Below are 25,874 nucleotides of genomic sequence, written 5' to 3'. Positions count from 1 at the left end.
CGCAAGCGACGCCTCACGAGGCGGCCTGCTCGCCGAGCTTGTGGCGCAGCACTTTTCCGCTGGGGTTGCGGGGGAGCTCGGGGAGCCGGACGAACTGCTTGGGCACCTTGTAGCGTTCCAGGCGGGTCCGGATGTGCTGTCTGAGGGGTTCGTCGCCGGGGTCGGCGTCGGTGGTCACCAGATAGGCCCGCAGCACCTGGCCGTACTCGGGATCGGCGATGCCGACCACGATGACATCGGCGACGGCGGGATGCTCGGACAGCGCGTTCTCGACCTCGCGGGGGTAGATGTTCTCGCCGCCGGAGACGATCATCTCGTCGTCGCGGCCGTCGATGTAGAGGCGGCCCCGCGCATCCAGGTGGCCCATGTCGCCGACATTGACGTAGCCGTCGCGCACCTCCTTGATGGGGGCGGAGCCGCCGCGATCGGCGGTGTAGCCGTTGAAGCCCAGGCCGCCGCGCACGAAGACCGTGCCGGTCTCGCCGACCGCGGCCGGGGTACGGTCAGCGCGCAGAATGCGTACGGAGACACCGAGAATGGGGCGTCCCACGGTTTTGGGGGAGTACGCGAGATCCGCGGGTGTGGCGATGGAGACGACGCCCGCCTCCGTGGAGCCGTAGCCATTGACCAGCCCGGGACCGAAGTCGCGCAGGAATTTCGCGATGGCGTGCGGTGAGATCGGCGCCGCGCCGGTCAGCGCCAGGCGCAGCGCGGACAGGTCGTAGCGGCGACGGATCTCGTCGGGCAGGGCGGCGAGGCGCTGGATCATGATCGGGACGCCGATGAACACGGTCGCGCGGTGGCGCTGGATATCGGCCAGGGCCAGTTCGGGATCGAAGCGGCGGCGCGTCACCGCTGTCGCACCCAGGGCCAGCTGACCGGTCAGCGCGCCGAGGCCGAAACCATGGAAGAACGGCGGCGCGACGATCGCGATATCGCGGTCGGACAGGCGTGCGGCGGCGGCCAGCGAGGCGGCCGCCTCCAGTGCGGGACGCAGGCCGATCTTGCGGGCGACGCCCTTGGCCATGCCGGAGGTGCCCGAGGTCAGCAGGGTGATCCGGGCCGGCTGCCGGGCCGGGGGCGGAGACGGATGCCGTTGCCGGGCAAGCTGATCCAGCGTCGGCAGCTCGGATCGGACCTCGGCGTCGCGCCAGCCGCGCACCTGGATGCCGGGGTAGCCCGCCTCGGCGAGCGCCGCGAGATATTCGTCATCGTGGACGAGGATGTCCGGCGCGTGCCGTTCCAGGATGCGGGCCAGCTGGGCGGCGGGAAGTTCGGTATTGAGGAACACCAGCTCGCAGCCCAGACGGCTGCCCGCGATCACCGCTTCGACGAAACCGCGGTGATTGCGGCACAGAATGCCCACGGTGCGCAGGTCCGGCGCGAGCGAATGCAGCGCTGCGGCAATGGCTTCGGAGCGGCGCATGAGCTCGCGGTAGGTGACCGCGCCGGATTCGTCGATCAGGGCGATCCGATCGGGGTGGCGGGCCGCGGAGACGGCGATGAGCAGACCCAGTGACGGACCGTACGCGTGGTAGGCGCGGGCGATCGGCACCGCGGCCGCCGGGCCGATCGGGTGCAGTGCGCCCGAGGTGGTGATCGCGGAAAGGGCTGTGCCCCAATCGAAGAACGTACTAGTGCGCATCGCCCGCGCCCTTCCCGTGCACCGCGCGGAGAGCGGCCTCGGTGTCGCCGAGCCGCTGGTAGACGGCGGTGAAGGCGATCTCCAGTGGCACGCGCAGGACCGGGGTGAGTATCGAGGTCGCATACCCGTAGGCGGGAATCATCATGCGCGGCTTGGTGATCAGCGCCCGCGCCACGCCCGTGGCGGCCTCGGCGGGGGACTGGCCGGGCATCGCGGACATCCAGCGGCTGGGTGCGCTCATCCGGGTGTGCATGAGCCCGGCGTAGATGGTGGTAAGGGCGACCCCGTCCGGCCGCGCCTCCATGCCCACCGCGCGCATCCACACATCGAAGGCGGCCTTGGAGGACAGGTAGAAACCCCACTTCGGGACCACCGGAAAGAGCACGCCGACCGTGGAGATGTTCACGATGTGGCCGCTGCGGCGCGCCCGCATGCTCGGCAGCAGGGCCAGCGTGAGGCTGATCGGGCCGAGGTAGTTGGCGGTCGAGGTGGCGGTGAGGTCCTTCGGCCGGTCGTAGGACAGGTGGATCGAGCGGCGTAATGACTTGCCCGCGTTGTGAATCAGATAGTCGACATGGTCGAAGCGGGCGAGGATGTCCTCGGCGAAGGCCGAGATCGATGCCGGCTCGGCCAGATCCAGGCGGATCGCCACCGCCTTGCCGCCCGCGGCGGTGATCTCGTCCGCCACCGCCTGCAGCTGATCGACCGAGCGCGCGCCGAGCACGACGGTCGCGCCGGCGGCGGCGAGCATGCGGGCGGTCTCGGCGCCCAGGCCGTGGGATGCGCCGGTGACCACGGCGATCTTGCCCTCCACCTCGCGGCGCAGGCGGGCTTGGTCGGAGATGCCGCGCGGGCCGATGAGCCACGCCGCGGCCCGGCCGACGGGGCCCGCCGCCAGGGCATTGTTGGGTCGGTGGAGGAGTTCCACTAGCTCGTCTCGCTTCGTTCGGTGCGCTGCTGCGGGCCGGTCGGGTCCAGCAGGGCGGCGATGGTGCGGGAGGTCAGGGTGATGGACGGGTCGAGCGCCAAAGTCGTTTGCACCGTGGCGAATCCGGCGGCGAGCACCAGGCTCTGCAGCTGAGCGCGATCCGGATCCGGCTCGGTGAGCCAGCGCGCCGTGGCGCCCTCCACGAAAGCCAGCCACCCGTCCACGGCGATCCGGATGGCGGAACTCTCACCCGCGGAGACGATTTCGGTGAGCAGCGCCGCCACCAGCCGGTCCCGATGCCGCTCGTGCTGCGCCAGCAACCGCTCGTCGGCCCCCGCGCGCGGCGTCATGATCAGCGCGGTCCCGTGCTGCTGCACGAAATCCAGATAGATCCCGAACCCCAGCGTCAGCCGTTCCATCGCGGACCCTCGCAACTCCTGCAGCCGATCCCAGAAGTCCTCGAACACGGCCTCGTGCACCGCCAGATACAACTCGTACTTCCCCCCGAAGTGATATCCGATCGACCCCACCGCGGCCCCCGCCGCCGCCGCGATCTCCGCGATCGACACCTCCTCGTACCGCCGGTCCGAGAACGCCCTCCGCCCCGCCTCCAGCAACGCCGCCCGAGACTCCCGCCCCCGCCGATTCACCTGAACCGCCCGGGCCCCACTTTTTGAATCCCGTTCAACTTCGGCCACCCTCGCAGCCTAACCAACTTCTTGAACCAGATTCAAGAAGTGATTTTCAGCCGTTACCGCCCAGGTCGCTGGTTGGTTCAGGCGTCGGCGCGGGTGAGGACGGCGATGGGGAAGTGGCGGGGGCTGAGGGCTCGGTAGGTGGTGAAGTGGGGGTAGGCGGCGGTGAGGGTTTGCCAGTGGGTGGCGTATTCGGTGTCGTCGGTGACTACGCGGGTGGTGACGGGGAAGGTTTCGCGGCCGATGCGGACCTCGGCGTGGTCGGCGGCCAGCAGGTTCTTCCACCAGTTGGGGGTGCCGGGGTTGCCGCCGTTGGAGCCGCAGACCAGGAGGGTGTCGCCGGAGCGAACCAGCATGAGCATGACGGGGCGGGGTTGGCCGGATTTGCGGCCGGCGACGGTCAATTCGAGGACCGGGTGGCCGAAGAGGGTGGCGAAGCGGGTGCCGCCGAAGCGGTCGAAGAGGCGGCGGTGCAGGCGGGCGTAGAAGCGGGCGACCGCGCCGAGATGCGTGCTGGAGTAGTAGTTGAAGCGACCCGCCAGGGTCAGCTGGCCGGAATCGGTGCCGGGCATTGGAGGTCCCCTCGGGTCGGCGGTCGTACGGGCTCAATGTACATGGTGTCCAGTGAGTTGACGTAGTGGCTCCCGAAGGATGGTGTCGTGCTCGCCCGGTTCACCATCGCCTACGAGCTGCTCGGCAGTGCCGCCGACGCCGGGGATGTGTTGCAGAGACCAGCCATGGCGGACATGGCCGTCGAGGTCGGCACCTACAACGCGGTGCCCGCGCTGCTGCTGCGCACCGCCGACGGACGCCTCGACACCGTCGAGCTGATCGAGACCTCTGGCGACCGCGTCACGGGGCTGTACGCCATCCGCAACCCGGACAAGCTGGGGACCGCCGAACCGACCCGCGCCCTGGAACGGTGAGCTGGGCGCTCAGCGGCCGCTGAACCGTTGTGCGACTGGGGATTTCAGCGACCGGCCGCGGGTGGATCAGTTCACGCAGGGGATCTTCGAACCGATCTGGGTGGTGACGGGCTTGCCGGAATCGGGTGCGTCCGTGGTGGTGTCGGTGGCCGCGGCGCTGGTCGAGGAGCCGCCCGCGGTGGTGGTCGGGCTGGTGGTGGCGGCGGTCGGGTCCAGCGACGCCGGAATCTCGAGATCCGCGCCGACGACCAGCTTCACGTGCCCGCTGGACACCTCGGTGGACGGGCTCACCGGGATCCCGCCGAACATCTCCGACAGCTGCTTGGCGTCGGTATCGGCACCGGTGCCGTAGTAGACGGTCGAGGTGGTGCCGTCGGCGTAGGTGGCGTTGGCGACGTCACCGGCCGGGAATCCCTTGGCGGTCAGCAACTTCGACACCTTGGCGGCCTGGCCGGGCGTGCCGCTGGCATTGGCCACGTCCAGCGTCGAGGTGGGCGTGGTGGCCGGCGCGCTGGGCGCGGCCGGGGTGGAGACGCCGAACGCCTCGCGCACCGTCTTCTTGATGGCCACCGGATCGATGACGTTCACGTCCTGGCCGTCGACCGTGTCGTAGCGCAGCACCGGCAGCGTGCGGAACTCCACCGTCGGGTTCTCCGCGCGGCCCAGCGTGGTGGCGAAATCGGTGAGGCTCCAGCCGTCCGACAGCACCACGTCCTTGTGCGCCACATCCATCAGCGCCTTGAGCCGGCCCGGATTGGCCAGCGTGCCCGAGCTCTTCATGGAATTGGCCACCGAGGTCAGGAACGCCTGCTGCCGGTGGGTGCGGTCGAGGTCGCCGTTCTCCAGCCCGTGCCGCTGCCGCACGAACGCCAGCGCGTCGGAGCCGTCCAGGTGCTGGGGTCCGGCGGGGAACTGCGCGCCGGAGTAGTAGCTGTCGTCCACGGCGTGATTGAGGCACACGTCGACGCCGCCGAGCGCGGTCGCGAGGTCGTAGAAGCCGGCCAGGGAGATCTCCGCGAACCGGTTGATGGGAACGCCTGTGAGCGCTTTCACAGTCTGAACGATGCTGGCGCGGCCCGCTTCCCGGCCCTGACGCTCCAGGTCGGGTCCGTCGGCCATGCCCTTCGCCTTGAGCTTCTCCTCGACCGTGTACTTCTTGAGGCCGTAGGACTCCTTGATCTTGGCGTGGTCGTAACCCGGAATGCCCTGCACCGGAACGTAGTCGTCGCGCGGGATGGAGAACGCGATGATGTGCTTCAGATCCTTCGGAATGTGCACCAGGATCAGCGAATTGGCGTTGTAGCCGCCCTCCGAGCCGTCACCGGCGTGCAGCTGGTCGAGGATCTCCTTGGGTAGATCGTTGCCGTTCAGGTCTTTCCGGGTGTCCAGGCCGATCAGCAGCATATTGATGTCGCCGTCGAGATTGACGTCCTCCGGCGCGATCGCGCCCGAGCGGACGAAGCCGGAGTCGAAGTCGTTGCGGCCGTACCAGACCAGACCTGTTACGCCGATCACACCCGCGGCCACCAGGGCCGTGACGCCGCGTCCGGCGAGGCGCAGACGCTTGTCGCGCTCGCGCTGGGCCGCGGTGCGCTCGGGCTTGCCGCCGCTGCGATCACGCTTGCCATCGGTGTCATCACGCTTACCGGCGGTGCGCCGCTTGTCCGCGCGCCGGCTGGTGGAGTCCGCCTCGGCGCGCCGCGAACGGCGGGGAGTCGGGTTTGGCGTCTCCGGTGCCCGGCGGGTGCGGCCCGGCTGGGGGCCGACGACCGGCAACGGTTGGGTGGCGTCGTCGTACATGGCGCTGTCGAGTGTGCCGTAAGCGGCGCTCTCTGTCAGATTTCCGCCCGGTTGTGAATGAGCTTGCACAGTCGTGCATAATCATCACATGGTGGATACCTCGAACGGGCCCCTGCGGGTCGCGGTAGCTGGTGCGAGCGGGTACGCGGGCGGTGAAGTCCTGCGCCTGCTGCTCGGTCATCCAGCCTACCGAAGCGGGCGCCTCGAGATCGGGGCGCTGACCGCGGGGTCCAATGCCGGCACCACCCTGGGTGAGCTGCAGCCACATCTGCTGCCGCTGGCCGATCGGGTGCTCGCGCCCACCACCGTCGAGGAGCTCTCCGGCCACGATGTGGTCTTCCTCGGCCTGCCGCACGGGCAGTCCGCGGCGATCGCCACGGCGTTGCCGGAATCCACGATCATCATCGACTGCGGCGCCGACTTCCGGCTCACCGATCCGGCGGCGTGGGAGAAGTATTACGGCACCCCGCACGCCGGCAGCTGGCCCTACGGGTTGCCCGAGCTGCCCGGCGGGCGCGAGAAGCTGCGCGGCGCCACCCGGATCGCTGTCCCCGGCTGCTACCCGACCGTCTCGAGCCTGGCGCTGGCCCCGGCCGTCGCGGCCGGAATCATCGAACCGCGCGTGAATGTGGTTGCGGTGAGCGGCACATCGGGCGCGGGCCGCAAACTCGATGTGGGCCTGCTGGGCTCGGAGGTGATGGGCTCGCTGCGGGCCTACGGCATCGCGGGCGCGCACCGGCACACCCCCGAGATCGCGCAGAACCTGAAGGCCGCCACCGGATCCGGCGCCGACGTGAGCGTGTCGTTCACCCCGGTGCTGGCCCCGCTGCCGCGCGGCATCCTGGCCACCTGCACCGCCCCCACCACCGTGGACGCGGCCACCGCCCGCGCCGTCTACGAGAAGGCCTACGCCGACGAGCCTTTCGTGCATCTGCTGCCGGAAGGAGTACTGCCGCAGACCGGTTCGGTGCTCGGCTCCAATGCCGTCACCCTCCAGGTCACCGTGGACACCGACGCCGGGCTGCTGGTGGTCATCGGCGCGATCGACAACCTGACCAAGGGCACCGCGGGCGCCGCGGTGCAATCGATGAATCTGGCTCTCGGAATCGACGAGACCGCAGGACTTTCCACCGTAGGAGTGGCACCGTGACGATCGACAACGGCAAGCTGGTGCGGACCCAGGGCGTCACCGCACCGCTGGGCTTCCGGGCCGCGGGCATCGCCGCAGGCATCAAGAAGAGCGGCAAGCCGGACCTGGCGCTGGTGTTCAACGAGGGCCCGGAGTACGCGGCCGCCGGCGTGTTCACCCGCAACAAGGTCAAGGCCGCGCCGGTGCTGTGGTCGCAGCAGGTGCTGACCGGCGGCCGGCTGCGCGCGGTCATCCTGAATTCCGGTGGCGCCAACGCGTGCACCGGCCCGGGCGGCTTCCAGGACACCCACGCCACCGCCGAGGAACTGGCGAAGGCGTTGAGCAACTGGGGAACCGAGACCGGCGCGGGCGAGATCGCGGTCTGCTCCACCGGTTTGATCGGCGACCGGCTGCCCATGGACAAGCTCATCCCGGCCGTCACCGAGATCGTGCACGAGATGGGCGGCGGCCTGTCCGGCGGCGCCGAGGCCGCGCGGGCCATCATGACCACCGACACCGTGCCGAAGGAAACCGCCTTCCACCACCGGGACAAGTGGAACGTGGGCGGCATGGCCAAGGGCGCGGGCATGCTCGCGCCGTCGCTGGCCACCATGCTCGTGGTGCTCACCACCGATGTGGTCGCCACCGCGCAGCAGCTGGACGAGGCGCTGCGCAACGCTACGAACTACACCTTCGACCGGCTCGACGTGGACGGCTCCTGCTCCACCAACGACACCGTGCTGCTGCTGGCCAATGGCGCCTCGGGCGTCACCCCGAGCCAGGCGGATCTGAACGCGGCCGTGCTCGCGGTCTGCGACGACCTGGCCGAGCAGCTCATGTCCGACGCCGAGGGCGTCACCAAGCGCGTGCACATCACCGTGCAGGGCGCGGTCAGCGAAGCGGAAGCGCTCATCGGTGCGCGGGCGCTGGCCCGCGACAGCCTGGTCAAGACCGCGTTCTTCGGTTCCGACCCGAACTGGGGCCGGGTGCTGGCGTCCATCGGCATCGCGCCCATCGAACTGGATCCGAACCGGGTCTCGGTGTCGTTCAACGGATCTCCGGTGTGCATCGACGGCGTGGGCGCGCCGGGCGCCCGCGAGGTCGACCTGTCCGGCCCCGACATCCAGGTGCTGGTGGAGCTGGGTCTGGGCGACGGCGCGGCCACCGTCCGCACCACCGACCTCTCGCACGGCTACGTCGAAGAGAACTCGGCCTACAGCTCATGAGCGATGTGGTGAAACAGCTTTCGGCCCTCGACAAGGCGCACGTCCTCGCCGACGCGCTGCCGTGGCTGCAGAAGTTCCGCGACAAGATCGTGGTCGTGAAGTACGGCGGCAACGCCATGATCGACGACGAGCTCAAGCGGGCCTTCGCGGCCGATATGGCGTTCCTGCGCACCGTCGGCGTGCACCCGGTGGTGGTGCACGGCGGCGGCCCGCAGATCAGCGCCATGCTGAAGAAGCTCGGCATGACAGGCGAATTCCGCGGCGGCTTCCGGGTCACCACGCCCGAGGTCATGGACGTCGTGCGCATGGTGCTGTTCGGTCAGGTCGGCCGGGAACTGGTGGGGCTCATCAATGCCCACGGCCCGTACGCGGTCGGCATCTCCGGCGAGGACGCCCGGCTGTTCACCGCCACCCGCCGCACCGTGCAGGTCGACGGTGAGGCCACCGATATCGGCCTGGTCGGCGACGTCACCGAGGTGAATCCCGACGCCGTGCTGGATCTCATTGCGGCGGGCCGGATTCCGGTGGTCTCCACCATCGCCCCGGACGCCGATGGCGTGGTGCACAACATCAATGCCGACACCGCGGCGGCCGCGCTGGCCCAGGGCATCGGCGCGGAGAAGCTGGTCATCCTCACCGATGTCGAGGGCCTGTACACGAATTGGCCCGACCGGTCCTCGCTGACCAGCCGCATCGACACCGACGAGCTGGCCAAGTTGCTGCCGTCGCTGGATGAGGGCATGGTGCCCAAGATGGAAGCCTGCCTGCGCGCCGTGGAGGGCGGCGTCCCGACCGCGCACGTGATCGACGGGCGCGTCGCCCACTCGGTCCTGCTGGAACTGTTCACCGGGGAAGGCATCGGCACGATGGTCACCCCCGCACAGGAGATCTCATGAGCGAGCGTAGCGAGCGGAAAATGAACACAGCCACGAGTGTGCTCGTGCTGGAGCCGAGCGCTAGCGAGGTGGAAGCATGAGCACAGCCGACATCCAGCAGCGGTGGAACACCGCGCTGATGAACAACTACGGCACCCCCAAGGTGGCGCTGGTGCGCGGCGCCGGCGCGGTCGTCTACGACGCCGACGGCAAGCGCTACCTCGACTTCCTGGGCGGCATCGCGGTCAACAGCCTCGGCCACGCGCACCCGGCCATCCTGAACGCGGTCACCCAGCAGCTCGGCACCCTGGGGCACGTCTCGAATCTGTATGCCAGCGAACCGGTCATCGAGCTGGCCGAGCGGCTGCTCGCTCACTTCGGCGACGGGCACGGCAAGGCGTTCTTCTGCAACTCCGGCACCGAGGCCAACGAAGCCGCCTTCAAGATGGCGCGGCTCACGGGGCGCGGGAAGATCATCGCCTGCGAGGAGGCCTTCCACGGCCGCACCATGGGCGCGCTCGCACTGACCGGCCAGCCCTCGAAGCGGGAACCTTTCGAGCCCATGCCGCCCGGCGTCGTCCACGTGCCCTACGGCGACGCGCTGGCGCTGGCCGCCGCCGTCGACCAGGACACGGCCGCGGTGTTCCTGGAACCCATCATGGGGGAGAGCGGCGTCGTGGTGCCCCCGGCCGACTTCCTGGCCAAGGCCCGCGCCATCACCAAAGAGCAAGGCGCGCTGCTGATCCTGGACGAGGTGCAGACCGGCATCGGCCGCACCGGCGCGTTCTACGCGCACCAGGCCGCGGGCATCGTGCCCGATGTCATCACCCTGGCCAAGGGCCTGGGCGGCGGCCTGCCCATCGGCGCCGTGCTGGCCCAGGGCCCGGCCGCGGAGCTGCTGCAGCCGGGCATGCACGGCACCACCTTCGGCGGCAATCCGGTGTGCGCGGCGGCGGCGCTGGCCGTGTTGCGGACCATCGACGAAGACGGCCTGCTCGCGCACGTGGAGACGGTGGGCAAGATCCTCGTCGACGGGATCGAGAACCTCGGCCACCCGCTGGTCGACCACGTGCGGGGTGCCGGTCTGCTCATCGGCATCCAGCTGACCGCCGATGCCTCCACGGACGTGGAGCTGGCCGCCCGGGAGGCCGGGTACCTGCTGAATCCGGCCAAGCCCAACGTGATTCGCCTCGCTCCGCCCCTGGTGCTCACCGAGACCCAGGCGGAGAACTTCCTGTCCGACCTGCCCGGCATCCTCGATGCCGCCCAGGCCCAGAAGGAGACCAAGTGACCATCCGGCATTTCCTGCGTGACGACGACGTCACCCCCGCCGAGCAGGCCGAGATCCTCGCGCTGGCAGCGGAACTGAAGGCCGCGCCGCAGTCGCGGCGGCCGCTGGAGGGCCCGCGCGGCGTCGCGGTCATGTTCGAGAAGAACTCCACTCGGACCCGGTTCTCCTTCGAGATGGGCATCGCCCAGCTCGGCGGGCACGCCGTCGTGGTCGACGGCCGCGACACCCAGCTGGGACGCGAGGAGACCCTCGCCGACACCGGCCGCGTGCTGTCGCGGTACGTGGACGCCATCGTCTGGCGCACCTTCGAGCAGACGCGCCTGGACGAGATGGCCGGGGCCGCAACGGTTCCCGTCGTCAATGCGCTGTCCAACGAGTTCCACCCCTGCCAGGTGCTGGCGGATCTGCAGACGCTGAAGGAGCGCAAGGGCTCCGACCTGAGCGGCCGCAACCTCACCTACCTCGGCGACGGCGCGAACAATATGGCGCACTCGCTCATGCTCGGCGGTGTCACCGCGGGCATGAACGTGACCATCGCCGCCCCCGAGGGTTTCGAGCCGTTCGGCTGGATCGTCGACGCCGCCCAGAAGCGCGCCGCCGAGACCGGCGCGACCATCACCATCACCCATGACCCGCAGGCCGCGGCCGAGGGCGCGGACGCGCTGGTCACCGACGCCTGGACCTCCATGGGCCAGGAGAACGACGGCCGCGACCGGGTCGCCCCGTTCCGTCCGTTCCAGGTCAATGCCGGGCTGCTGGCCCGCGCGGCCGCGGATGTGACGGTGCTGCACTGCCTTCCGGCGCACCGCGGTGAGGAGATCACCGACGAGGTCATCGACGGCCCGCACAGCGCGGTCTGGGACGAGGCCGAGAATCGCCTGCACGCGCAGAAGGCGCTGCTGGTGTGGCTGCTGGAGCGATACCAGCGAGGCGAGAGGTGAGCAGCGGCGAACGTCGCACGGCCGCACCGGTGTCGAACAAGTCGGGTGCGGCCATCGCCCGCACCCGCGCCGGCCGGCAGGCCCGCATCGTCGCCATCCTCTCCCAGCACGAGGTGCGCAGCCAGTCGGAACTGGCCGTGCTGCTCTCGTCCGAGGGCATCGAGACCACCCAGGCGACACTGTCCCGCGATCTCGATGAACTCGGCGCGGTCAAGCTGCGCGCGGCCGACGGCGGCGCGGGCGTGTACGTGGTCCCGGAGGACGGCAGCCCCGTCCGCGGCGTCACCGGCGGCACCGAACGTCTCTCGAAACTGCTCGGCGACCTGCTGGTCTCCACCGACGCCAGCGGCAATATCGCCGTCCTGCGCACACCGCCCGGCGCCGCGCACTTCCTGGCCAGCGCCCTCGACCGCGCCGCCCTGCCCGAGGTGGTCGGCACCATCGCGGGCGACGACACCATCGCCGTCATCGCCCGCGAGCCCATGACCGGCGCGGAACTGGCTGCCAAGATCGAACAGCTGGCCTGAATCGGACTGTGCCGCAGGATAATTGCGGTAATGGGGTGCCAGTGCGGGCGTACGCTCGGAAGGAAGGACATCCCCGAGCAAGGAACGCACATGTGCGAAGGCTATGGACTGATCGGATCGTTCGAAGCCGGGACGCGGGAGCGGCCTCACGTTCCCGAGGTGGTCCGGCCCAGCCTGCGCCGGACCGACGACGGGGTCTGGGTGGTCATGGCCCGCAAGGTGGCCCGGCGCATCGACGGGGATCGGTTCATTCCGGCGACCGGCGGCGCGCCCTACCCGCGTGACGCGATCGCCGAGTGCCGGCGCGGCCGGAGTCACGCGGTGCCGGACGAGGACTGCAGCTGCGGTTTCCACGCCGTGTCCGAAGCCGCTCCGGAACCCTACGGCGGCCGCTTCACCGTGCTCGAGGTCGCGCTCTCCGGGCGGATCCTGGCCTCGCACTGGATTCGCGGCGGCCTGCTCTTCCGCGCCGAACGCCAGACGGTCATCACCTGGTCGGATATCACTGCGCCGCAACCGGTCCGGCTGCCGGACCGACCTCCGCAGCCGCCCACCCCACCCCTGGAGCCGGGCGGCCGCACCGCTCGCCTGCGCCCACCCGACCCGCGTGGCCTGGATCGCGCCGGATTGCGTCTGCCGGTGCGTGAGCCCCAGGTCGTGCGCCTCGCCGACGATGCGGGCTACTGCGTGCTCGATGCTCGACAGCGGGAGCATCGCGGACACAGAAATCGGTGGCAGCATCGCCAGGATGCCGCCACCGACGGGGTGCTGATCGAGATCAGTTGAACGGGTACTGGCCGGGCGGAACCGAGCCGCCCTGGCCCTGTGCGCCGGAGGCGATGAGATCCTGCACGAGCTGAAGTGCCGCGCCTCCGATGGACAGGATGTCGCGGCCGAGGGTGCCTACGATCTGAGCGAGTGTCGAGAGCATGGCGGAATCCTTCGGTTGACCCGGAAGTGTCGACTTCCAGCGTGGCACAGCGGCGTACGCCGTGATCGTGAATCGCATCGAAGGGTGGGTTTCGGACATTTGCCGGATTCGGTGCCGACTGGTCGCTCTGAGGGGCCGGTTGCCCTCACTCCGGCTTGTGCGCGACCGCGAACACGCGACGGAACGGCAACCAGGTGACACCGTCCGGCTGCTGTGGATAGGCCGATCGCAGCAGTGGCGCGAGCTCGGCCCGGAAGTCCTGCCACGCGGCATCGTCGAGCGCGTCGCGGACCGGACGCAGTGCGGTTCCGGTCACCCAGTCCAGTACCGGATCATCCCCGGTCAGCGGCTGCAGATAGGTGGTCTCCCAGGCATCCACCCGGCATCCGGCCGCGGTCAGCACCCCGGCGTACCCGGCGGGATCGGGCACCGCCTGCCGATCCAGAATCCCCGCCGCCCCCAGCCGCTCCCGCCACCGCGGCGACGACGCGAGCTCCCGGATCGCGAGATGCGAAGGCGCATCGAAGTTCCCGGGCACCTGAATCGCCAGCCAGGCGGCGGCGGGCAGAGCTGCCACCCAATCCGGCAGCAGCGCAAGATGATCCGGTACCCACTGCAGTACCGCATTGGTCACCACCACGTCGGTGTCCGGTGCGGGCCGCCAGTCGCGGACATCAGCGACAGTTGCGTCGATGCCGTGTTCCCTTGCCGCGGCGACCATTTCGGGCGAGGAGTCGAATGCCTCGAGGGCCGCTTCCGGCCACCTGGTCGCGAGTGCCGCGGTGAGATTGCCCGGTCCGCAGCCGAGATCGGCCACCCGCCGGGGTTTGTCCGCGCCGACCCGCCCGACCAGGTCGAAGAACGGTCGCGCGCGCAGGTCATCGTAGGCGAGGTACTTGTCCGGATCCCACATGGGCCCCTCCGTATGAACGTCGAATTTCCCAAACCGTACGTCCGTACTGTATTCCTCGCCGGGTTCCGGTGCAAGGATGTGATGGTCACCGGCGGCCGGATCCATGCAGGCGAGGACCCCGGTTATGAATGGGATTGCATCATCATGCATAATCATTTGCAGGACGACGGAGCGCGCCAGAGGGACCGGGACGGGACCGCGGGGCAGCACACCGGTCGAGGGCCTATACGAACAATCGAGGAGCACACGGACTATGACCAAGCGCGTCGTACTCGCCTACTCCGGCGGGCTGGACACCTCAGTCGCCATCAGCTGGATCGGTAAGGAGACCGGCGCGGAGGTCGTCGCCGTCGCCATCGACCTCGGCCAGGGTGGCGAGGACATGAACGACGTGCGCCAGCGCGCGCTGGACTGCGGCGCCGTGGAGTCCATCGTCGTGGACGCCCGCGATGAGTTCGCCAACGAGTACTGCCTGCCGACCATCCAGGCCAACGCCCTCTACATGGGCCGCTACCCGCTGGTCTCGGCCATCTCCCGGCCGCTGATCGTCAAGCACCTGGTCGAGGCCGCCGAGTACCACGGCGCCGACACCGTCTCGCACGGCTGCACCGGCAAGGGCAACGACCAGGTCCGCTTCGAGGTCGGCATCGGCGCGCTCGCGCCCGACCTGAAGGTCATCGCCCCGGTCCGCGACTACGCCTGGACCCGTGAGAAGGCCATCGAGTTCGCCGGCGAGAACAAGCTGCCCATCAACGTGTCCAAGAAGTCGCCGTTCTCCATCGACCAGAACCTGTGGGGCCGCGCGGTCGAGACCGGCTTCCTCGAGGACCTGTGGAACGCCCCGACCAAGGACGTCTACGACTACACCGTCGACCCGACCGTCAACTTCGAGGCGCCCGACGAGCTCATCGTCACCTTCGACAAGGGTGTGCCGGTCGCCATCGACGGCCGCCCGGTCACCATGCTCGAGGCCATCACCGAGCTGAACAAGCGGGCCGGCCGCCAGGGTGTGGGCCGCCTCGACATGGTCGAGGACCGGCTCGTCGGCATCAAGAGCCGCGAGATCTACGAGGCCCCCGGCGCCATCGCGCTGATCACCGCGCACCAGGAGATGGAAGCGGTCACCATCGAGCGCGAGCTGGGCCGCTACAAGCGGCAGGTCGAGCAGCGCTGGGGCGAGCTGGTGTACGACGGCCTGTGGTACTCGCCGCTGAAGCGCGCCCTGGACGCCTTCGTCGCCGAGACCCAGCAGCACGTGTCCGGTGATGTCCGGATGGTCCTGCACGGCGGCAGCGTCGTGGTCAACGGCCGTCGCTCCGACGAGTCGCTCTACGACTTCAACCTCGCCACCTACGACGAGGGCGACACCTTCGACCAGTCGCTGGCCAAGGGCTTCGTCCAGATCCACGGCCTGTCCTCCAAGGTCGCGGCGCGGCGGGATCTCAACAGCAAGTAGTAGCCTGCGACCGGAGCTGATTTCACTCGAGCGCCGGCCGAAGGAGACGCGCCCATGCGAACCGATGACGACAGTTGGGACATCACGGAGAGCGTGGGCGCGACCGCCATCGGCGTGGCGGCCATTCGCGCCTACGAGACCAGCCGCGAGGACGCCCTGTTCCACGACCCGTACGCGGCGACGCTGGTGGCCGCGGTCGGGTCCGAGGGCTGGAACGCCATGATGTCCGGGGCGCTGAGCCGCCGGAGCATCAGCGACGGCGACTACCAGGCCTGGTCGCTGGGCAATGTCCTGGTGGCCCGCACCGTCTACTTCGACGAGTATTTCGCCGCGGCCGCGCGGGCCGGGATCAGGCAGATCGTGATCCTGGCCGCCGGCCTGGACGCGCGGGCGTACCGGCTCGAATGGCCTTCGGACACCCGGATTTTCGAGCTCGATCAGCCGAAGGTGCTGGCGTTCAAGGCCCGGGCGCTCGCCGATGGCGAGCCGGTGGCCGATCGCCGTGAGGTGCCGGTCGATCTGCGGCAGGACTGGCCGAAAGCCCTGCTGGACAAGGGGTTCGAACCGGATCGGCCGACCGCCTGGCTGGCCGAGGGGCTGCTGCGTTACCTGCCGGGTCACGCCCAGACTCAACTGCTCGAGCGCGTGGTGGAGCTCAGCGCGCCGGGCAGCCGGATGGCGATCAACCTCGGCACCGGGTCCGGTGATCTGGACGACGAGTTCCGGGAGCGGCGCCGCAAGGTGATGGCGGACGCCGGGCTGAAGCTGGACCTGGAAGACCTGTTCTACCCGTGGGAGGGCCGCGAGGACCCCCGCAGCTGGTTCGCCATGCACCGCTGGCTGGTCACCGAGGGCGACCCGGTCGCCCTGCTCGAGGACCGCGGCCGGGCCGTTCCCGAGGCGGTCCGGGCCGCTATGACCCAACACATTCTGATGACCGCGACGAAACCGCGAGGAGACGACACGCTATGACCCAGGGCGGCAGCACCAATGAAGGCGCGCTGTGGGGTGGACGCTTCGCGTCCGGCCCGGCCGCGGCGATGGCGGCGCTGAGCAAGTCGACCCACTTCGACTGGGCGCTCGCGCCGTACGACATTCGCGCCTCCAAGGCTCACGCACGCGTGCTGCACAAGGCCGGGCTGCTGTCGGAGACCGACCTGGCGGGCATGCTCGCGGGCCTGGATCAGCTTGCGGCGGACGTCGAATCGGGCGCGTTCGGCCCCCTCGAATCCGATGAGGACGTGCACGGCGCGCTGGAGCGCGGGCTCATCGACCGGGTCGGCACCGAGCTGGGTGGCCGGCTGCGCGCGGGCCGCTCCCGCAACGACCAGGTGGCCACGCTGTTCCGCATGTGGCTGCGGGATGCGGTGCGGCGCATCGCCTCCGGCGTGCTGGACGTGGTGGACGCCCTGGTCGAGCAGGCCGCCGCGCACCCGGACGCGGTGATGCCGGGCAAGACCCACCTGCAGGCTGCCCAGCCGGTGCTGCTGGCCCACCACCTGCTCGCGCACGCCCACCCGCTGCTGCGCGACATCGACCGGATCCGCGACTTCGACAAGCGGGCCGCGGTGTCGCCGTACGGTTCCGGCGCACTGGCGGGCTCCTCACTGGGCCTGGATCCGGAAGCCATTGCCGCCGAACTGAATTTCGACTCCTCCGCCGCGAACTCCATCGACGCCACCTCCTCGCGAGACTTCGCCGCCGAGGCCGCGTTCGTGCTGGCCATGATCGCCGTCGACCTGAGCCGCATGGCCGAAGAGGTGATCATCTGGAGCACACCGGAATTCGGCTACATCACCCTGGCCGACGCCTGGTCCACCGGCTCCTCGATCATGCCGCAGAAGAAGAACCCGGACGTCTCCGAGCTCACCCGCGGCAAGGCGGGCCGCCTCATCGGCAATGTCACCGGCCTGCTCGCGACCCTGAAGGCTCAGCCGCTGGCCTACAACCGTGACCTGCAGGAGGACAAGGAGCCGGTCTTCGACTCGGTCGCCCAGCTCGAACTGCTGCTGCCCGCGATCGCGGGCCTGGTCTCCACCTTGACCTTCCACACCGACCGCATGGCCGAGCTCGCCCCCGCCGGCTTCACCCTCGCCACCGATATCGCCGAATGGCTTGTCCGCCAGGGTGTTCCGTTCCGCGTCGCGCACGAGGCCGCGGGCGGTTGTGTGCGCGTCGCCGAGTCCCGCGGCGTCGGCCTGGACGAGCTCACCGACGCGGAGTTCGCCGCCGTCGACCCCGCCCTGACCCCCGGGGTCCGTGAGGTCCTCACCGTCGAAGGCTCCATCGCCTCCCGCAATGCCCGCGGCGGCACGGCCGGCACCCAGGTCGCCAAGCAGCTCGAGGAGGTGCGCGGCACCGCCGCCACCCAGCGCGCCTGGCTCAGCTGATACTCGAAACGGTAACGGCCCGTTGGATTTCCGACCTGGAACCCAACGGGCCGCTGTCGTCATCCGCGTCGATAATTCATGTGTTTCGCGGCGGGCACCGCGGCACGGCCGGCGTCGTGCACCTTGCCGTTCGCGGTGGTCTGCTGCTTCTTGTCGCCCTTCCCGCGCCGTTCGCGCCGCGACGACGGGCGTTCGGCGGGGTCCTCGGCAGGGATTTCGGGCAGCGGAAAGCGCTCGGGCATGAGTCCTCCTATGGGTATGCGTGACCGACGGACCGGGTTCGATCGCCGGTCGGAATCGGGAATGCCACGGGCACGGTCAAATCGGCAGACCGCCGGGCGTCAAGGGCGAAGCGCGCTCAGGAGAACAGGAACAGCCACATGCCGGGCACTGTAACCGCGAGCGCGCATCCGCCGCATCCCATTTATTTCTCGTCAGCAGGCTTGGTTCGTTCCAGCAGGTCAGCGAAGTTCGCGCGCAGCTCGTCGTAGGGTTCGATCGCGGCGGCGTCGCTCACCCACGCGCGGGGGCCGGTGGGAAGATCCTGACCGTACAGCCTGTTCAACACGTGTAAACCGATGCGGCGCAGTCGCGAACCTTGCCCGCGCAGCGCGGTCCGAATCAATGGCAGGACGTCGGCCTCTGCCACGCCGGCATCACCGATGTAGCTCAGGACGAGGTCGAGGGCACCTTCCCCGTCGGAGCTCCCGATAATCCTCTCGGGATCCGGGCCCACCGCAATCTCGTCCAATGGCAGCACCTGGCCGGCCAGTCGCAGGAGGGCGGTGTATTCGGGTTCGGGGGTGTGGGTGGCTGCCCAGTACCAGACATACTGATCGTGCGGCGGTCGTCGGAGACGGGACACGACATGCGGATACGCGTCGATTCCGACCGCCTCGGAGCACATGAGCGCCAGGCGGAAGTTGGATTCGCCAGTGGGTTGATCCAGTGCCGACCGGACATGTCGTGACCAGTCGGGGCGGGCCAGCAACGCGGAGTATTGACCGAGCAGGCGTGAGATGTCCGCCTCTGGCCAATCGTGGTCGGGCGGAGGCTCTTTCAGCAGTTTCTCCAACCTCCCGGCGGTATCGATGAGGGTGAGATTCGGGGGTGCGGAGGCGATCAGCTCGCCGAATCGAGCGAGGCAGGGGAGCGCGTCCGCGTAGTGCCGGATGTCCGAGCACGGTCCGGGCAAAGCCACGAGGGCGTCGAGGATTCCCGCGGCTCCGTGAAGGAGTTCGTCGTCGACCTCCGGTGCGAGCAGCGCGGTGTAGAGATCACCTGTGGTAGCGGCGAGATGGGCGAGGTATTCGTTCAGGATCCGATTGCGGAAGCCGCCGCGCAGCAGCCAGGACTTGATGCCGGGGTCCTGGGTTCCCCGCAAGCGCTCGACGGCGTGGATGCGACCCCAGCCGTCGACACGCTGGGCAAGGCGATGGATTGCCTGCTCTCGATCGGGTTGGGAGTTGGCCAGGGCGACAATGGCATACAGGGTCAGGTCTTCCAGCGCGCCCAGTAGTAGCAGTAATTCCTGATCGCGTGCGTCACCTGCCACGCCCAGCATGACGATGCCGAGCGCCACGGCATTGCGGCGAGTGCCGTGTTCGGCCAGCCACCGTGCCAAGGCGCGCAGATCCTCGGCGCGATGATCGAGTGCGCGCAGCTCTTTGATCAGGTCGTCGGCAACGTCAAGGGCGCGGTACTCCGCGAGCCGATCGTGCAGGGCAGTCAAGGTTTCGGCGTCGGGTGCCGAGAGGGCGGCCGCGACCGCGTCGATCAGCGTGGTGATGGGTGGGGATTCGTCGGACGCCGCTAGATGATGGGTTCGAATCCCGTCGAGGACGGTCGAACTCAGCAATCGAGAGTCGGTGGATTGCTCGTCCGGGAGTGGAGCGCCACCGTCCGGCCACGGGCCGGGGCCATGCAATGCGGTGAGGCTGAGAGCGTGAGCGAGAAAAGTGGTTCGGTCATCCGAGAACTCGGGAGCCGACCACTGGCCGGGGATCACCGGCAGGGGCGCTTGGCGCCCTTTCCATCGAAGAAGATCACAGTAAGACGATAGAGCCAAAAGACTGAAGAGACAAAAGATGCCTGGAGGAGGGAGAGAGGGTGGCCGAGCTTGCGAGGCCCCCTCACCTACCAGCCCCATTACGGCCCGGCCGTTCATCGTCTCTGTGTAGTTGTCAAAGATCCATGTGCTGGGGAGATCCCTGGCGGTCTCGAGTTGTCGGTAAAGGTGGTCGGTGGGCGGGAAGGTGAGGTGTGGCACCCGGTTGGGTGTCAGCTCCAGTGCGGTAGGGCGGGCGACGCAACTACACCTCGTCGTTCCTGCGCACACATGTGGGACACCGGCCTCGGGGCTCACGCCACCCGCGAACTCCACTCACGGCAACTGGATTCGATCCTGGCGGCCAGCCGCTCCGCCACGTGATGACGCTCGTTGACCTGTGGGGTTCGGGTGGGGTCGATGTGCTTGGGTGCGATCCATGCGCACCGTCCGGGGTGTGGTGAATCCTGGCCCATCACAATCGTTTTCCACCCGTCCGGGCTGTTGTTGACGAGTGCGTGGCAGTGATCGCACGCCAATGTCAGATTGTTCAGGTCGGTGGGTCCGCCGGCGGCCCAGTCGGTGACGTGGTGGGCGGCGCACATACTCGCTGGTGCATCGCAGCCTGGGCGGGTGCAGCCCTTGTCCCGGGCAATGAGGGCGAGGCGCTGACCGGAGGTCGCGAGGCGCTTGCAGCGGCCCAGGTAGAGCGGAATCCCGTTGGCGTCCAATACCGCGAGCACCGGGCGGGTGCCCTGAGCCAGCACGAGGGCCTCGTGGATGGTTACGTGGCCGCCGGTGCTGGTGGTCGCCATACCCGCGCCGCGCTCCACATCGGCCAGGCTCATTGTCAGCACCGGCTGCACGCGCATGCCTCGGTGGGAGCCGAGCTCGGCAGCGCTGATGCCGAGCTTGACTGTGTTGACGGCGAGTTCGGTGGGGGAGACGCCGGGCGTGGCGGTGTTGACGGCGAGTTCGGTGGGGGAGATGCCGGGCGTGGCGGGATTGACATCGAGTTCGGCCGCGCTGGCACGGGGCTTGGTGGCGTAGACGCCGGCCTGGCCAATGTTGATGTCCGGCTGCAGCAGCGCGTACAGCGCGTCGTGGGTGCGCTGTGCGGCATCGCGACGGTCACGGCGTGCGGCTGCTTCGAGGGTCTTGGAATCAATTCGCGCTGTGGCGGTGAGGATTTCGGTGTCGTCGATGTTGCACATGCCCGGCCGTGCGAGCTTGGCGAGGATCGCGTCCAGCGACGTGCGCAGTCCGGGGGTGAGCCAGCCTTCGATCTTCGACATGCCGTCCACGCCGGGGCGGCCGATTGCGATGCCGCGACGGCGATGCCGGTCGGTATCCGAGATCACGGTCCCGTTGGGGTCGAGGCGGGCGAGGATTTCGCGGCCGATCTTGGGCAGGTCGTCGGGGGATCCGGTGTGGCAGAACGCAACCAGCAGTTTCTCGGCCTCGGCCCGCGCTTGCGTAGGGATATCGGAGGGCAGGTGCGTCATGATCTCGACGATGCCGCGCACGTGGTCGCGGGAGATGGCCGCGGTCTCAAAGGCTTTGGCGGTCGCGGGCAGCGTCGCTGTGCACCGTTGGCCGGTGCGGTCGAAGAACTCTCCGCACGCACCGGCGATCTTCACCCGCATCGAGGCGTCGTAGCGCGACAAACCGAGGGTGTGACGCAGGAACGGCACCAGATCCTTGTCCCCATTCTGCTGCGGCAGCGAACGGTCGGAGGTTTCGATGACCAATCGCGAATCCAGCGCGGACAGTTGCCGTTTGCAGGTCTCCAGCTTGCGCATCAATTCCACGACTTCACTGTCCGTGAATTGATCCAGGTTGCCGTGGAGGATCGAATTCGACAAGGTCTCGACCGCGGTCGCCAATTCGGCGATGCCGCAGGTGTCGAGTGTTGTCTCCTTCGAATTCATGTGCTAATTCTACCGCTGTCGGCGAGGCGCTGGAACCCGAAATGTCCAGTATGGCAAGGTAATTCAGCAGAATTTCAGCGAACGCGGAGAGGCGCTCTCTTTCCAATCCTATTGCTTGCCAACGGATCTACCTACCCGCGTTGCCTGACGCGGCATTACCAGGTCGATGGCCGATGGTGTAACCCGCCACCGCGGGTGGCGGGTTACACGATCAACCCTTGCTGGAGCCGGCACTAACTCAGGGCCTGCTTCAGGAGGTCGGTAATGCGGGCTTCGACCGCGGGGGTCATGGCCTTCAGTGCGTAGTTGACGGCCCACAGGTCGCCGTCGTCGAGGTTGGCGATGTCGTTGAAGCCGAGGGTGGCGTAGCGGGTCTTGAACTTGGCGGCGGTCTGGAAGAAGCAGACGATCTTGCCGTCGCGCATGTAGGAGGGCATGCCGTACCAGGTCTTGCAGGTGAGTTCGGGGGCCACGGATTTGACGAGGGCGTGGAGGCGTTCGGCGATCTCGCGGTCGGTGCCGGTCATTTCGGCGATCTTGGCCAGGACGTCCTGTTCGCCGTCGGCCTTGGCGGAGCGGGAGTTGCGGCGGGCGGCGGTCTTCAGTTCCGCGGCATGGTCTTTCATGGCGGCGCGCTCTGCGGCGCTGAAGCCGACGGTGGTCTTCTCAGCGGTGGTCTTCTTGGTGGTGGTTCCGGTGGTCATGGCTGGATTCCTTTGCGGGAGTGGGGGAGAAGGCTGGGCGGTGGAGCGGTCAGCGGTCCTGGATGAGGCCCAGGACATTGCCGTCGGCATCGGTGAGGGTGGCGACCAGGCGGCCGCCGCCCACCTCGCGCGCGGGTTGCTGGACGGTCGCGCCGGCTGCGGTGAGCTCGGCGACCTTGGCCGCGATATCGCCGACGTGCCAGTAGGAGACGGGGGCGGCCGGGCTCTGTGGGCTGCTCGCGGGGACCAGGCCGATGTGCTGGCCCTCGGACTCGAAACCGATGTAGTAGGGCGAGTCGGTCTGGGGCTCGATGCCCAGCAGCGCGGTGTAGACGGTCTTGGCGGCGGCGAGGTCGGAGACAGGGTGCAGCACGGTCCTGATGCCCAGCGTGGTCATGATTTCTCCTGGTGAGTGAGGGTCCGAAGCGACCCTGTGATCCGGTTGGCTCCTGCGAACCCGGTGTGCATTCAGCTTCGCTCCCGGGGCCCCTCGGTCACATCCGTGGTGACCACGGAATCCACCACGGAGAGCCACACCGAACCCATCGGTACCGTCTTCCGGCGACCATGCGGCAGACTGAATTCATGGCTGTGACGTCGGAAATCTCCACTCGCGAGGCGGAAGTGCTGACCCTGGTGGGCGAGCACCTCAGTAATGCCGAGATCGGTGCGCGACTGTTCATCTCGGTGCGCACGGTGGAGAGCCACGTGTCCTCGCTGCTGCGGAAACTGGATATGCCCGACCGGCGGGCGCTGGCCCTGCACGCCGCCGCGACCCGCGCCGCGAGCCCGCGACCCGCGCCGGCGCTGCCGAAACCGTTGACCTCGTTCATCGGTCGCACGCGGGAGCGGGCGGAGCTCACGGAACTCATCAAGACGCAGCGGCAGGTGACCGCGGTCGGACCCGGCGGCGTCGGCAAGACCCGGCTCGCCCTGGCGGTGGTGGCGGACGCGGCCGCCGACTTCGCCGACGGCGTGTGGTTCGTCGATCTGGTGCCGATCACCAGCCCGGATATGTGTGTGGTCGCGGGCACCGTCGCCATGGCGCTGGGCATCGGTGAGCAGCCCGGCCGCGGCTTCGACCGCGCCGTGCTGGCCGCGCTCGCCGACCGGAACGCGCTGCTGGTGCTGGACAATTGCGAACACGTGCGGGACGGCGTCGCCCCCTTCGTGGAGCAGTTGCTGGCGGCGTGCCCGGGTATGAGCGTGCTGGCCACCAGCCGCGCCCGGCTGATGGTGCCGTTCGAGCGCGTGTACTCCGTGCCGCCGATGTCGCTTGCCGGGGACGGTGATTCGGACGCGGTCGCCCTGTTCATGGACCGCGCGGCGGCGGGCGGCTGGCCGCCCAACCACGCCATGCGCGACCAGGTCGCGACCTTCTGTGAACGCCTCGACGGCGTGGCGCTGGCCATCGAACTGGCGGCCGCCCGCTGGACCACGCTCGGATTGGACGGTCTCGCCGCCGGTTTGGACGATCAGCTGCGCATGCTCTCCGGCGGCGCCCGCGCCGACGACCGGCACCGCTCGGTGCGCGCGGCCCTCGACTGGAGCCACGCCCTGCTCGAGCCCGAGGATCGGATGCTGCTGCGGCGGGTCTCGGTGTTCATGACCTCGTTCCCGGTCGAGGCGGCGGCCGGCGCGGCGGGCCTCGACAAGGGCGCGGTGGCAGCCGGATTGGCGCGACTGGTCGAACAGAGCCTGCTCGTGGTGACCGATATGCCGACCGGTACCCAATTCCGCGCGCTGGAGACCATCCGGCAGTACGGTCTCGAACAACTCGAGGCGGCGGGTGAGGTGACCGACGCCCGCGCCAGGCATCTGCGCTGGTGCCTGGCCGAGGCGGGCGACCTCTCGGTGGTGCGAGCCGACTGGCGGGCCCGATTCGATACCGCCGCAGACGATTTCCGCGCGGCACTCGGCTGGGCTTGCGAACGCCCCGACCGTCGAAGCGACGCCTACGGCCTGGCGCGGCTGCTGGCTCCCCTGATGTTCACCCGGCACCTCACCGGCGAATCCCGATGGCGCTACGAGCAGGCCGCCCACCTCGCCGACGACCCGGCCGCCGCCGCGGAATTGCTGCGGCACGCCGCGGCCGCGGCCGGTTGCCAGGGCAACGGCGACGACATGTACCGCCTGTACCGCGCCGCCGCCGAATTCGCCCAGCGCGCCGGCGATTCCGCCGCCGCGTCCATCGACCTGGCGACCGCGGCGGCATCCGCCTATCGATTCTGGGGCAAGTTCGAGCGCATCCCGGCCCGCGAAGACCTGGTCGCACTCATCGCCGAGGCGCGCCGCCTCGCCGCCGCACCAACGTCCGCCGCTCCGGCCGGTATCGCGTCGGATGTTGCGGCGGGGACAGATACCGCGCCGGCTTCCGCTGCTCCGACCGATATCGCCCGGGCCGGGGCTGTCACGGTCGATCCGGCTCGGGCGGAGGCTGCTCGGGCTGCCATCGCACTGGCCGAGGCCGTCGTTCTCGCCAATCCCTTCGGTGCGCCGCAGGGCGTTACCGATGTTCCTGCGCCGGAGGTGGTTTCGAGTGCGGAGCGAGCTGTCGAGCTTACGCACGCCACCCGTGACCCGTTCGCCGAATCCGCCGCCCTCGATGCTCTCGCCGCCGCTCAGAGCCGAGCCGGCGCATTGCGCGCCGCCGCGGCCACCGCACGGCGGCGTATCCGGCTGCTCTCGACCACACCGGACAACCCGGTCGGCACCCACGAACTGATCGACGCTCTCGGCCAGGCCACCGAATTCGGTCTCGGGGCGGGCGATCTGGCCGGAGCGCGCCGCTGGGGACGGCAGCTCGCCGAGCATCCGATGCTGGCCGAGGTCGGGCATACCGCGACCAGCCGCCTGCTGGTGGCGGATGCGTTGGCGGGCAATGTCGAAGACGTCCTCGCGCACAGCGCGCGCTTCCTCGAGGCCTGGCATCGCGAGGAGCGCCCGGCCCGCTCCGCGCTCGGCGCGGCCGTGGCCGGGGTGCGCATGATCCACGGCCTGCGCGACGACTACGACGCCGAACGCGAATGGACCGGCGTACTCCAGCAACTCGGCACCCCGGCCACGGATGCCGATGGTTACCAGGCCGTTTTCGACGCGCTGCTCATGCTGCACCACGGCCAGCCGGAGGACGCGCTGGAACGCACCGAACTGACCCCGGCCGTGGCGCGCACCCGGGTGACCGGCGCGTGGCTGCCCTGGTACCTGGCCCTGCACGCCGAAGCCGCCGCCCTGACCGGGAACACCACCACATCAGGCGATCTCGCGCAGGCGCGCACCGAGGTCACCGGAAACCCGGTGGCCACGGCCATCATCGACCGCGCCGAAGCCCTACTGGCCAAGGACCGCGACCGATTGCTGTCCGCCGCAACAACTTTCGAGTCCGCGGGCTGCGTCTATCAGTCGGCCCGAACCCGGATCCTGGCCGGTGGCGCGGACGCCACCGAGGGCGCCGCCATGCTCACCACCCTGGGTGTATCCCCCATGACCGCACTCGTGCACCTCTAACAGTTCGGCAGC

General features: G+C 69.1%; 24 protein-coding genes. 12 read left to right on the top strand and 12 right to left on the bottom strand.

Annotation, left to right across the window (positions count from 1 at the left end):
- Positions 1-13: 13 nt before the first annotated feature.
- The 4 genes from ACFXKA_RS34970 to ACFXKA_RS34955 all read right to left on the bottom strand — a co-directional run bounded on the left by ACFXKA_RS34970 (position 14) and on the right by ACFXKA_RS34955 (position 3,840).
- Positions 14-1,645, bottom strand: coding sequence for an AMP-binding protein (locus ACFXKA_RS34970; protein ID WP_379430573.1), 1,632 nt, complete (start codon positions 1,643-1,645; stop codon positions 14-16).
- The gene (locus ACFXKA_RS34965; RefSeq protein ID WP_379430572.1) at positions 1,635-2,573 is read right to left on the bottom strand and encodes an SDR family NAD(P)-dependent oxidoreductase; all 939 of its coding nucleotides are present in this window, start codon (positions 2,571-2,573) and stop codon (positions 1,635-1,637) included. The genes ACFXKA_RS34970 and ACFXKA_RS34965 overlap by 11 nt, the downstream gene beginning before the upstream one ends.
- Positions 2,573-3,223 (bottom strand): TetR/AcrR family transcriptional regulator, encoded by a 651-nt coding sequence (locus ACFXKA_RS34960; protein ID WP_379430571.1) that lies wholly within the window; start codon positions 3,221-3,223, stop codon positions 2,573-2,575. Before ACFXKA_RS34960 ends, ACFXKA_RS34965 begins: the two co-directional genes overlap by 1 nt.
- Before the next feature lie 125 nt (positions 3,224-3,348).
- Positions 3,349-3,840, bottom strand: a complete 492-nt coding sequence (locus tag ACFXKA_RS34955) for a nitroreductase/quinone reductase family protein (RefSeq protein WP_354848534.1) — start codon at positions 3,838-3,840, stop codon at positions 3,349-3,351.
- 87 nt (positions 3,841-3,927) lie between these two features.
- Between ACFXKA_RS34955 and ACFXKA_RS34950 the strand changes: the two genes are divergently transcribed.
- Positions 3,928-4,194, top strand: a complete 267-nt coding sequence (locus tag ACFXKA_RS34950; protein WP_379430570.1) for a hypothetical protein — start codon at positions 3,928-3,930, stop codon at positions 4,192-4,194.
- Positions 4,195-4,260: 66 nt separating this feature from the next.
- On the opposite strand, the gene ACFXKA_RS34945 is transcribed toward ACFXKA_RS34950, so the two are convergent.
- The gene (locus ACFXKA_RS34945; RefSeq protein ID WP_379430587.1) at positions 4,261-5,994 is read right to left on the bottom strand and encodes an LCP family protein; all 1,734 of its coding nucleotides are present in this window, start codon (positions 5,992-5,994) and stop codon (positions 4,261-4,263) included.
- Between the two features lie 88 nt (positions 5,995-6,082).
- Here ACFXKA_RS34945 and argC point away from each other — a divergent pair, with 88 nt between their 5' ends.
- The 7 genes from argC (at position 6,083) to ACFXKA_RS34910 (ending at position 12,769) form a co-directional block, all read left to right on the top strand.
- On the top strand, positions 6,083-7,144 hold the full coding sequence (gene argC, locus ACFXKA_RS34940) for an N-acetyl-gamma-glutamyl-phosphate reductase (RefSeq protein ID WP_354848526.1): 1,062 nt from the start codon (positions 6,083-6,085) through the stop codon (positions 7,142-7,144).
- Positions 7,141-8,349, top strand: coding sequence for a bifunctional glutamate N-acetyltransferase/amino-acid acetyltransferase ArgJ (argJ, locus tag ACFXKA_RS34935; protein WP_379430569.1), 1,209 nt, complete (start codon positions 7,141-7,143; stop codon positions 8,347-8,349). The genes argC and argJ overlap by 4 nt, the downstream gene beginning before the upstream one ends.
- Entirely contained in the window at positions 8,346-9,245 is a 900-nt protein-coding gene (gene argB / locus ACFXKA_RS34930; protein ID WP_379430568.1) for an acetylglutamate kinase, read from the top strand. Before argJ ends, argB begins: the two co-directional genes overlap by 4 nt.
- A gap of 76 nt (positions 9,246-9,321) precedes the next feature.
- Positions 9,322-10,515 carry an acetylornithine transaminase gene (locus ACFXKA_RS34925; RefSeq protein ID WP_379430567.1) on the top strand — a complete coding sequence of 398 codons (1,194 nt, stop codon included), beginning with the start codon at positions 9,322-9,324 and terminating at the stop codon, positions 10,513-10,515.
- Positions 10,512-11,456 carry an ornithine carbamoyltransferase gene (gene argF, locus ACFXKA_RS34920; protein WP_379430566.1) on the top strand — a complete coding sequence of 315 codons (945 nt, stop codon included), beginning with the start codon at positions 10,512-10,514 and terminating at the stop codon, positions 11,454-11,456. The genes ACFXKA_RS34925 and argF overlap by 4 nt, the downstream gene beginning before the upstream one ends.
- A 29-nt stretch (positions 11,457-11,485) precedes the next feature.
- Positions 11,486-11,983: an arginine repressor gene (locus tag ACFXKA_RS34915; protein ID WP_354848599.1), complete on the top strand. Its 498-nt coding sequence runs from the start codon at positions 11,486-11,488 to the stop codon at positions 11,981-11,983.
- Between the two features lie 90 nt (positions 11,984-12,073).
- Positions 12,074-12,769 (top strand): hypothetical protein, encoded by a 696-nt coding sequence (locus tag ACFXKA_RS34910; protein WP_379430565.1) that lies wholly within the window; start codon positions 12,074-12,076, stop codon positions 12,767-12,769.
- Here the strand turns inward: ACFXKA_RS34910 and ACFXKA_RS34905 are convergent.
- Both ACFXKA_RS34905 and ACFXKA_RS34900 read right to left on the bottom strand, forming a co-directional pair.
- Positions 12,762-12,914 carry a hypothetical protein gene (locus tag ACFXKA_RS34905; RefSeq protein WP_354848509.1) on the bottom strand — a complete coding sequence of 51 codons (153 nt, stop codon included), beginning with the start codon at positions 12,912-12,914 and terminating at the stop codon, positions 12,762-12,764. The two genes, ACFXKA_RS34910 and ACFXKA_RS34905, sit on opposite strands and share 8 nt — an antisense overlap.
- 145 nt (positions 12,915-13,059) lie before the next feature.
- Entirely contained in the window at positions 13,060-13,827 is a 768-nt protein-coding gene (locus ACFXKA_RS34900) for a trans-aconitate 2-methyltransferase (protein WP_379430564.1), read from the bottom strand.
- Positions 13,828-14,080: 253 nt separating this feature from the next.
- Here ACFXKA_RS34900 and ACFXKA_RS34895 point away from each other — a divergent pair, with 253 nt between their 5' ends.
- From ACFXKA_RS34895 to argH, 3 genes are read left to right on the top strand one after another with little or no spacing between them, the layout of a single operon-like run.
- Positions 14,081-15,283 (top strand): argininosuccinate synthase, encoded by a 1,203-nt coding sequence (locus ACFXKA_RS34895; RefSeq protein WP_354848500.1) that lies wholly within the window; start codon positions 14,081-14,083, stop codon positions 15,281-15,283.
- 54 nt (positions 15,284-15,337) lie between these two features.
- Complete coding sequence (locus ACFXKA_RS34890; RefSeq protein ID WP_354848497.1) at positions 15,338-16,255, top strand: SAM-dependent methyltransferase; 918 nt, start codon at positions 15,338-15,340, stop codon at positions 16,253-16,255.
- Positions 16,252-17,673, top strand: coding sequence for an argininosuccinate lyase (argH, locus tag ACFXKA_RS34885; protein WP_354848494.1), 1,422 nt, complete (start codon positions 16,252-16,254; stop codon positions 17,671-17,673). The genes ACFXKA_RS34890 and argH overlap by 4 nt, the downstream gene beginning before the upstream one ends.
- A gap of 59 nt (positions 17,674-17,732) precedes the next feature.
- On the opposite strand, the gene ACFXKA_RS34880 is transcribed toward argH, so the two are convergent.
- From ACFXKA_RS34880 to ACFXKA_RS34860, 5 genes are all read right to left on the bottom strand, one after another.
- On the bottom strand, positions 17,733-17,915 hold the full coding sequence (locus tag ACFXKA_RS34880) for a hypothetical protein (protein ID WP_379430563.1): 183 nt from the start codon (positions 17,913-17,915) through the stop codon (positions 17,733-17,735).
- Between the two features lie 182 nt (positions 17,916-18,097).
- Positions 18,098-19,840: a hypothetical protein gene (locus ACFXKA_RS34875; RefSeq protein ID WP_379430562.1), complete on the bottom strand. Its 1,743-nt coding sequence runs from the start codon at positions 19,838-19,840 to the stop codon at positions 18,098-18,100.
- 194 nt (positions 19,841-20,034) lie between these two features.
- Entirely contained in the window at positions 20,035-21,651 is a 1,617-nt protein-coding gene (locus tag ACFXKA_RS34870) for a DUF222 domain-containing protein (protein WP_379430561.1), read from the bottom strand.
- Positions 21,652-21,884: 233 nt separating this feature from the next.
- Positions 21,885-22,355, bottom strand: a complete 471-nt coding sequence (locus ACFXKA_RS34865) for an iron chaperone (protein WP_379430560.1) — start codon at positions 22,353-22,355, stop codon at positions 21,885-21,887.
- A 49-nt stretch (positions 22,356-22,404) separates the two neighbouring features.
- Complete coding sequence (locus ACFXKA_RS34860) at positions 22,405-22,752, bottom strand: VOC family protein (RefSeq protein ID WP_379430559.1); 348 nt, start codon at positions 22,750-22,752, stop codon at positions 22,405-22,407.
- A 188-nt stretch (positions 22,753-22,940) separates the two neighbouring features.
- On the opposite strand from ACFXKA_RS34860, the gene ACFXKA_RS34855 reads away from it, so the two are divergent.
- Positions 22,941-25,862, top strand: coding sequence for an ATP-binding protein (locus ACFXKA_RS34855; RefSeq protein ID WP_379430558.1), 2,922 nt, complete (start codon positions 22,941-22,943; stop codon positions 25,860-25,862).
- Positions 25,863-25,874: the final 12 nt, after the last annotated feature.

The sequence above is a fragment of the Nocardia sp. NPDC059228 genome (assembly GCF_042754245.1).
Taxonomy (GTDB): Bacteria; Actinomycetota; Actinomycetes; order Mycobacteriales; family Mycobacteriaceae; genus Nocardia.
The sequence above is the reverse complement of the archived record's forward strand: the minus strand, read 5'-3'. Positions and strand labels throughout refer to the sequence as shown.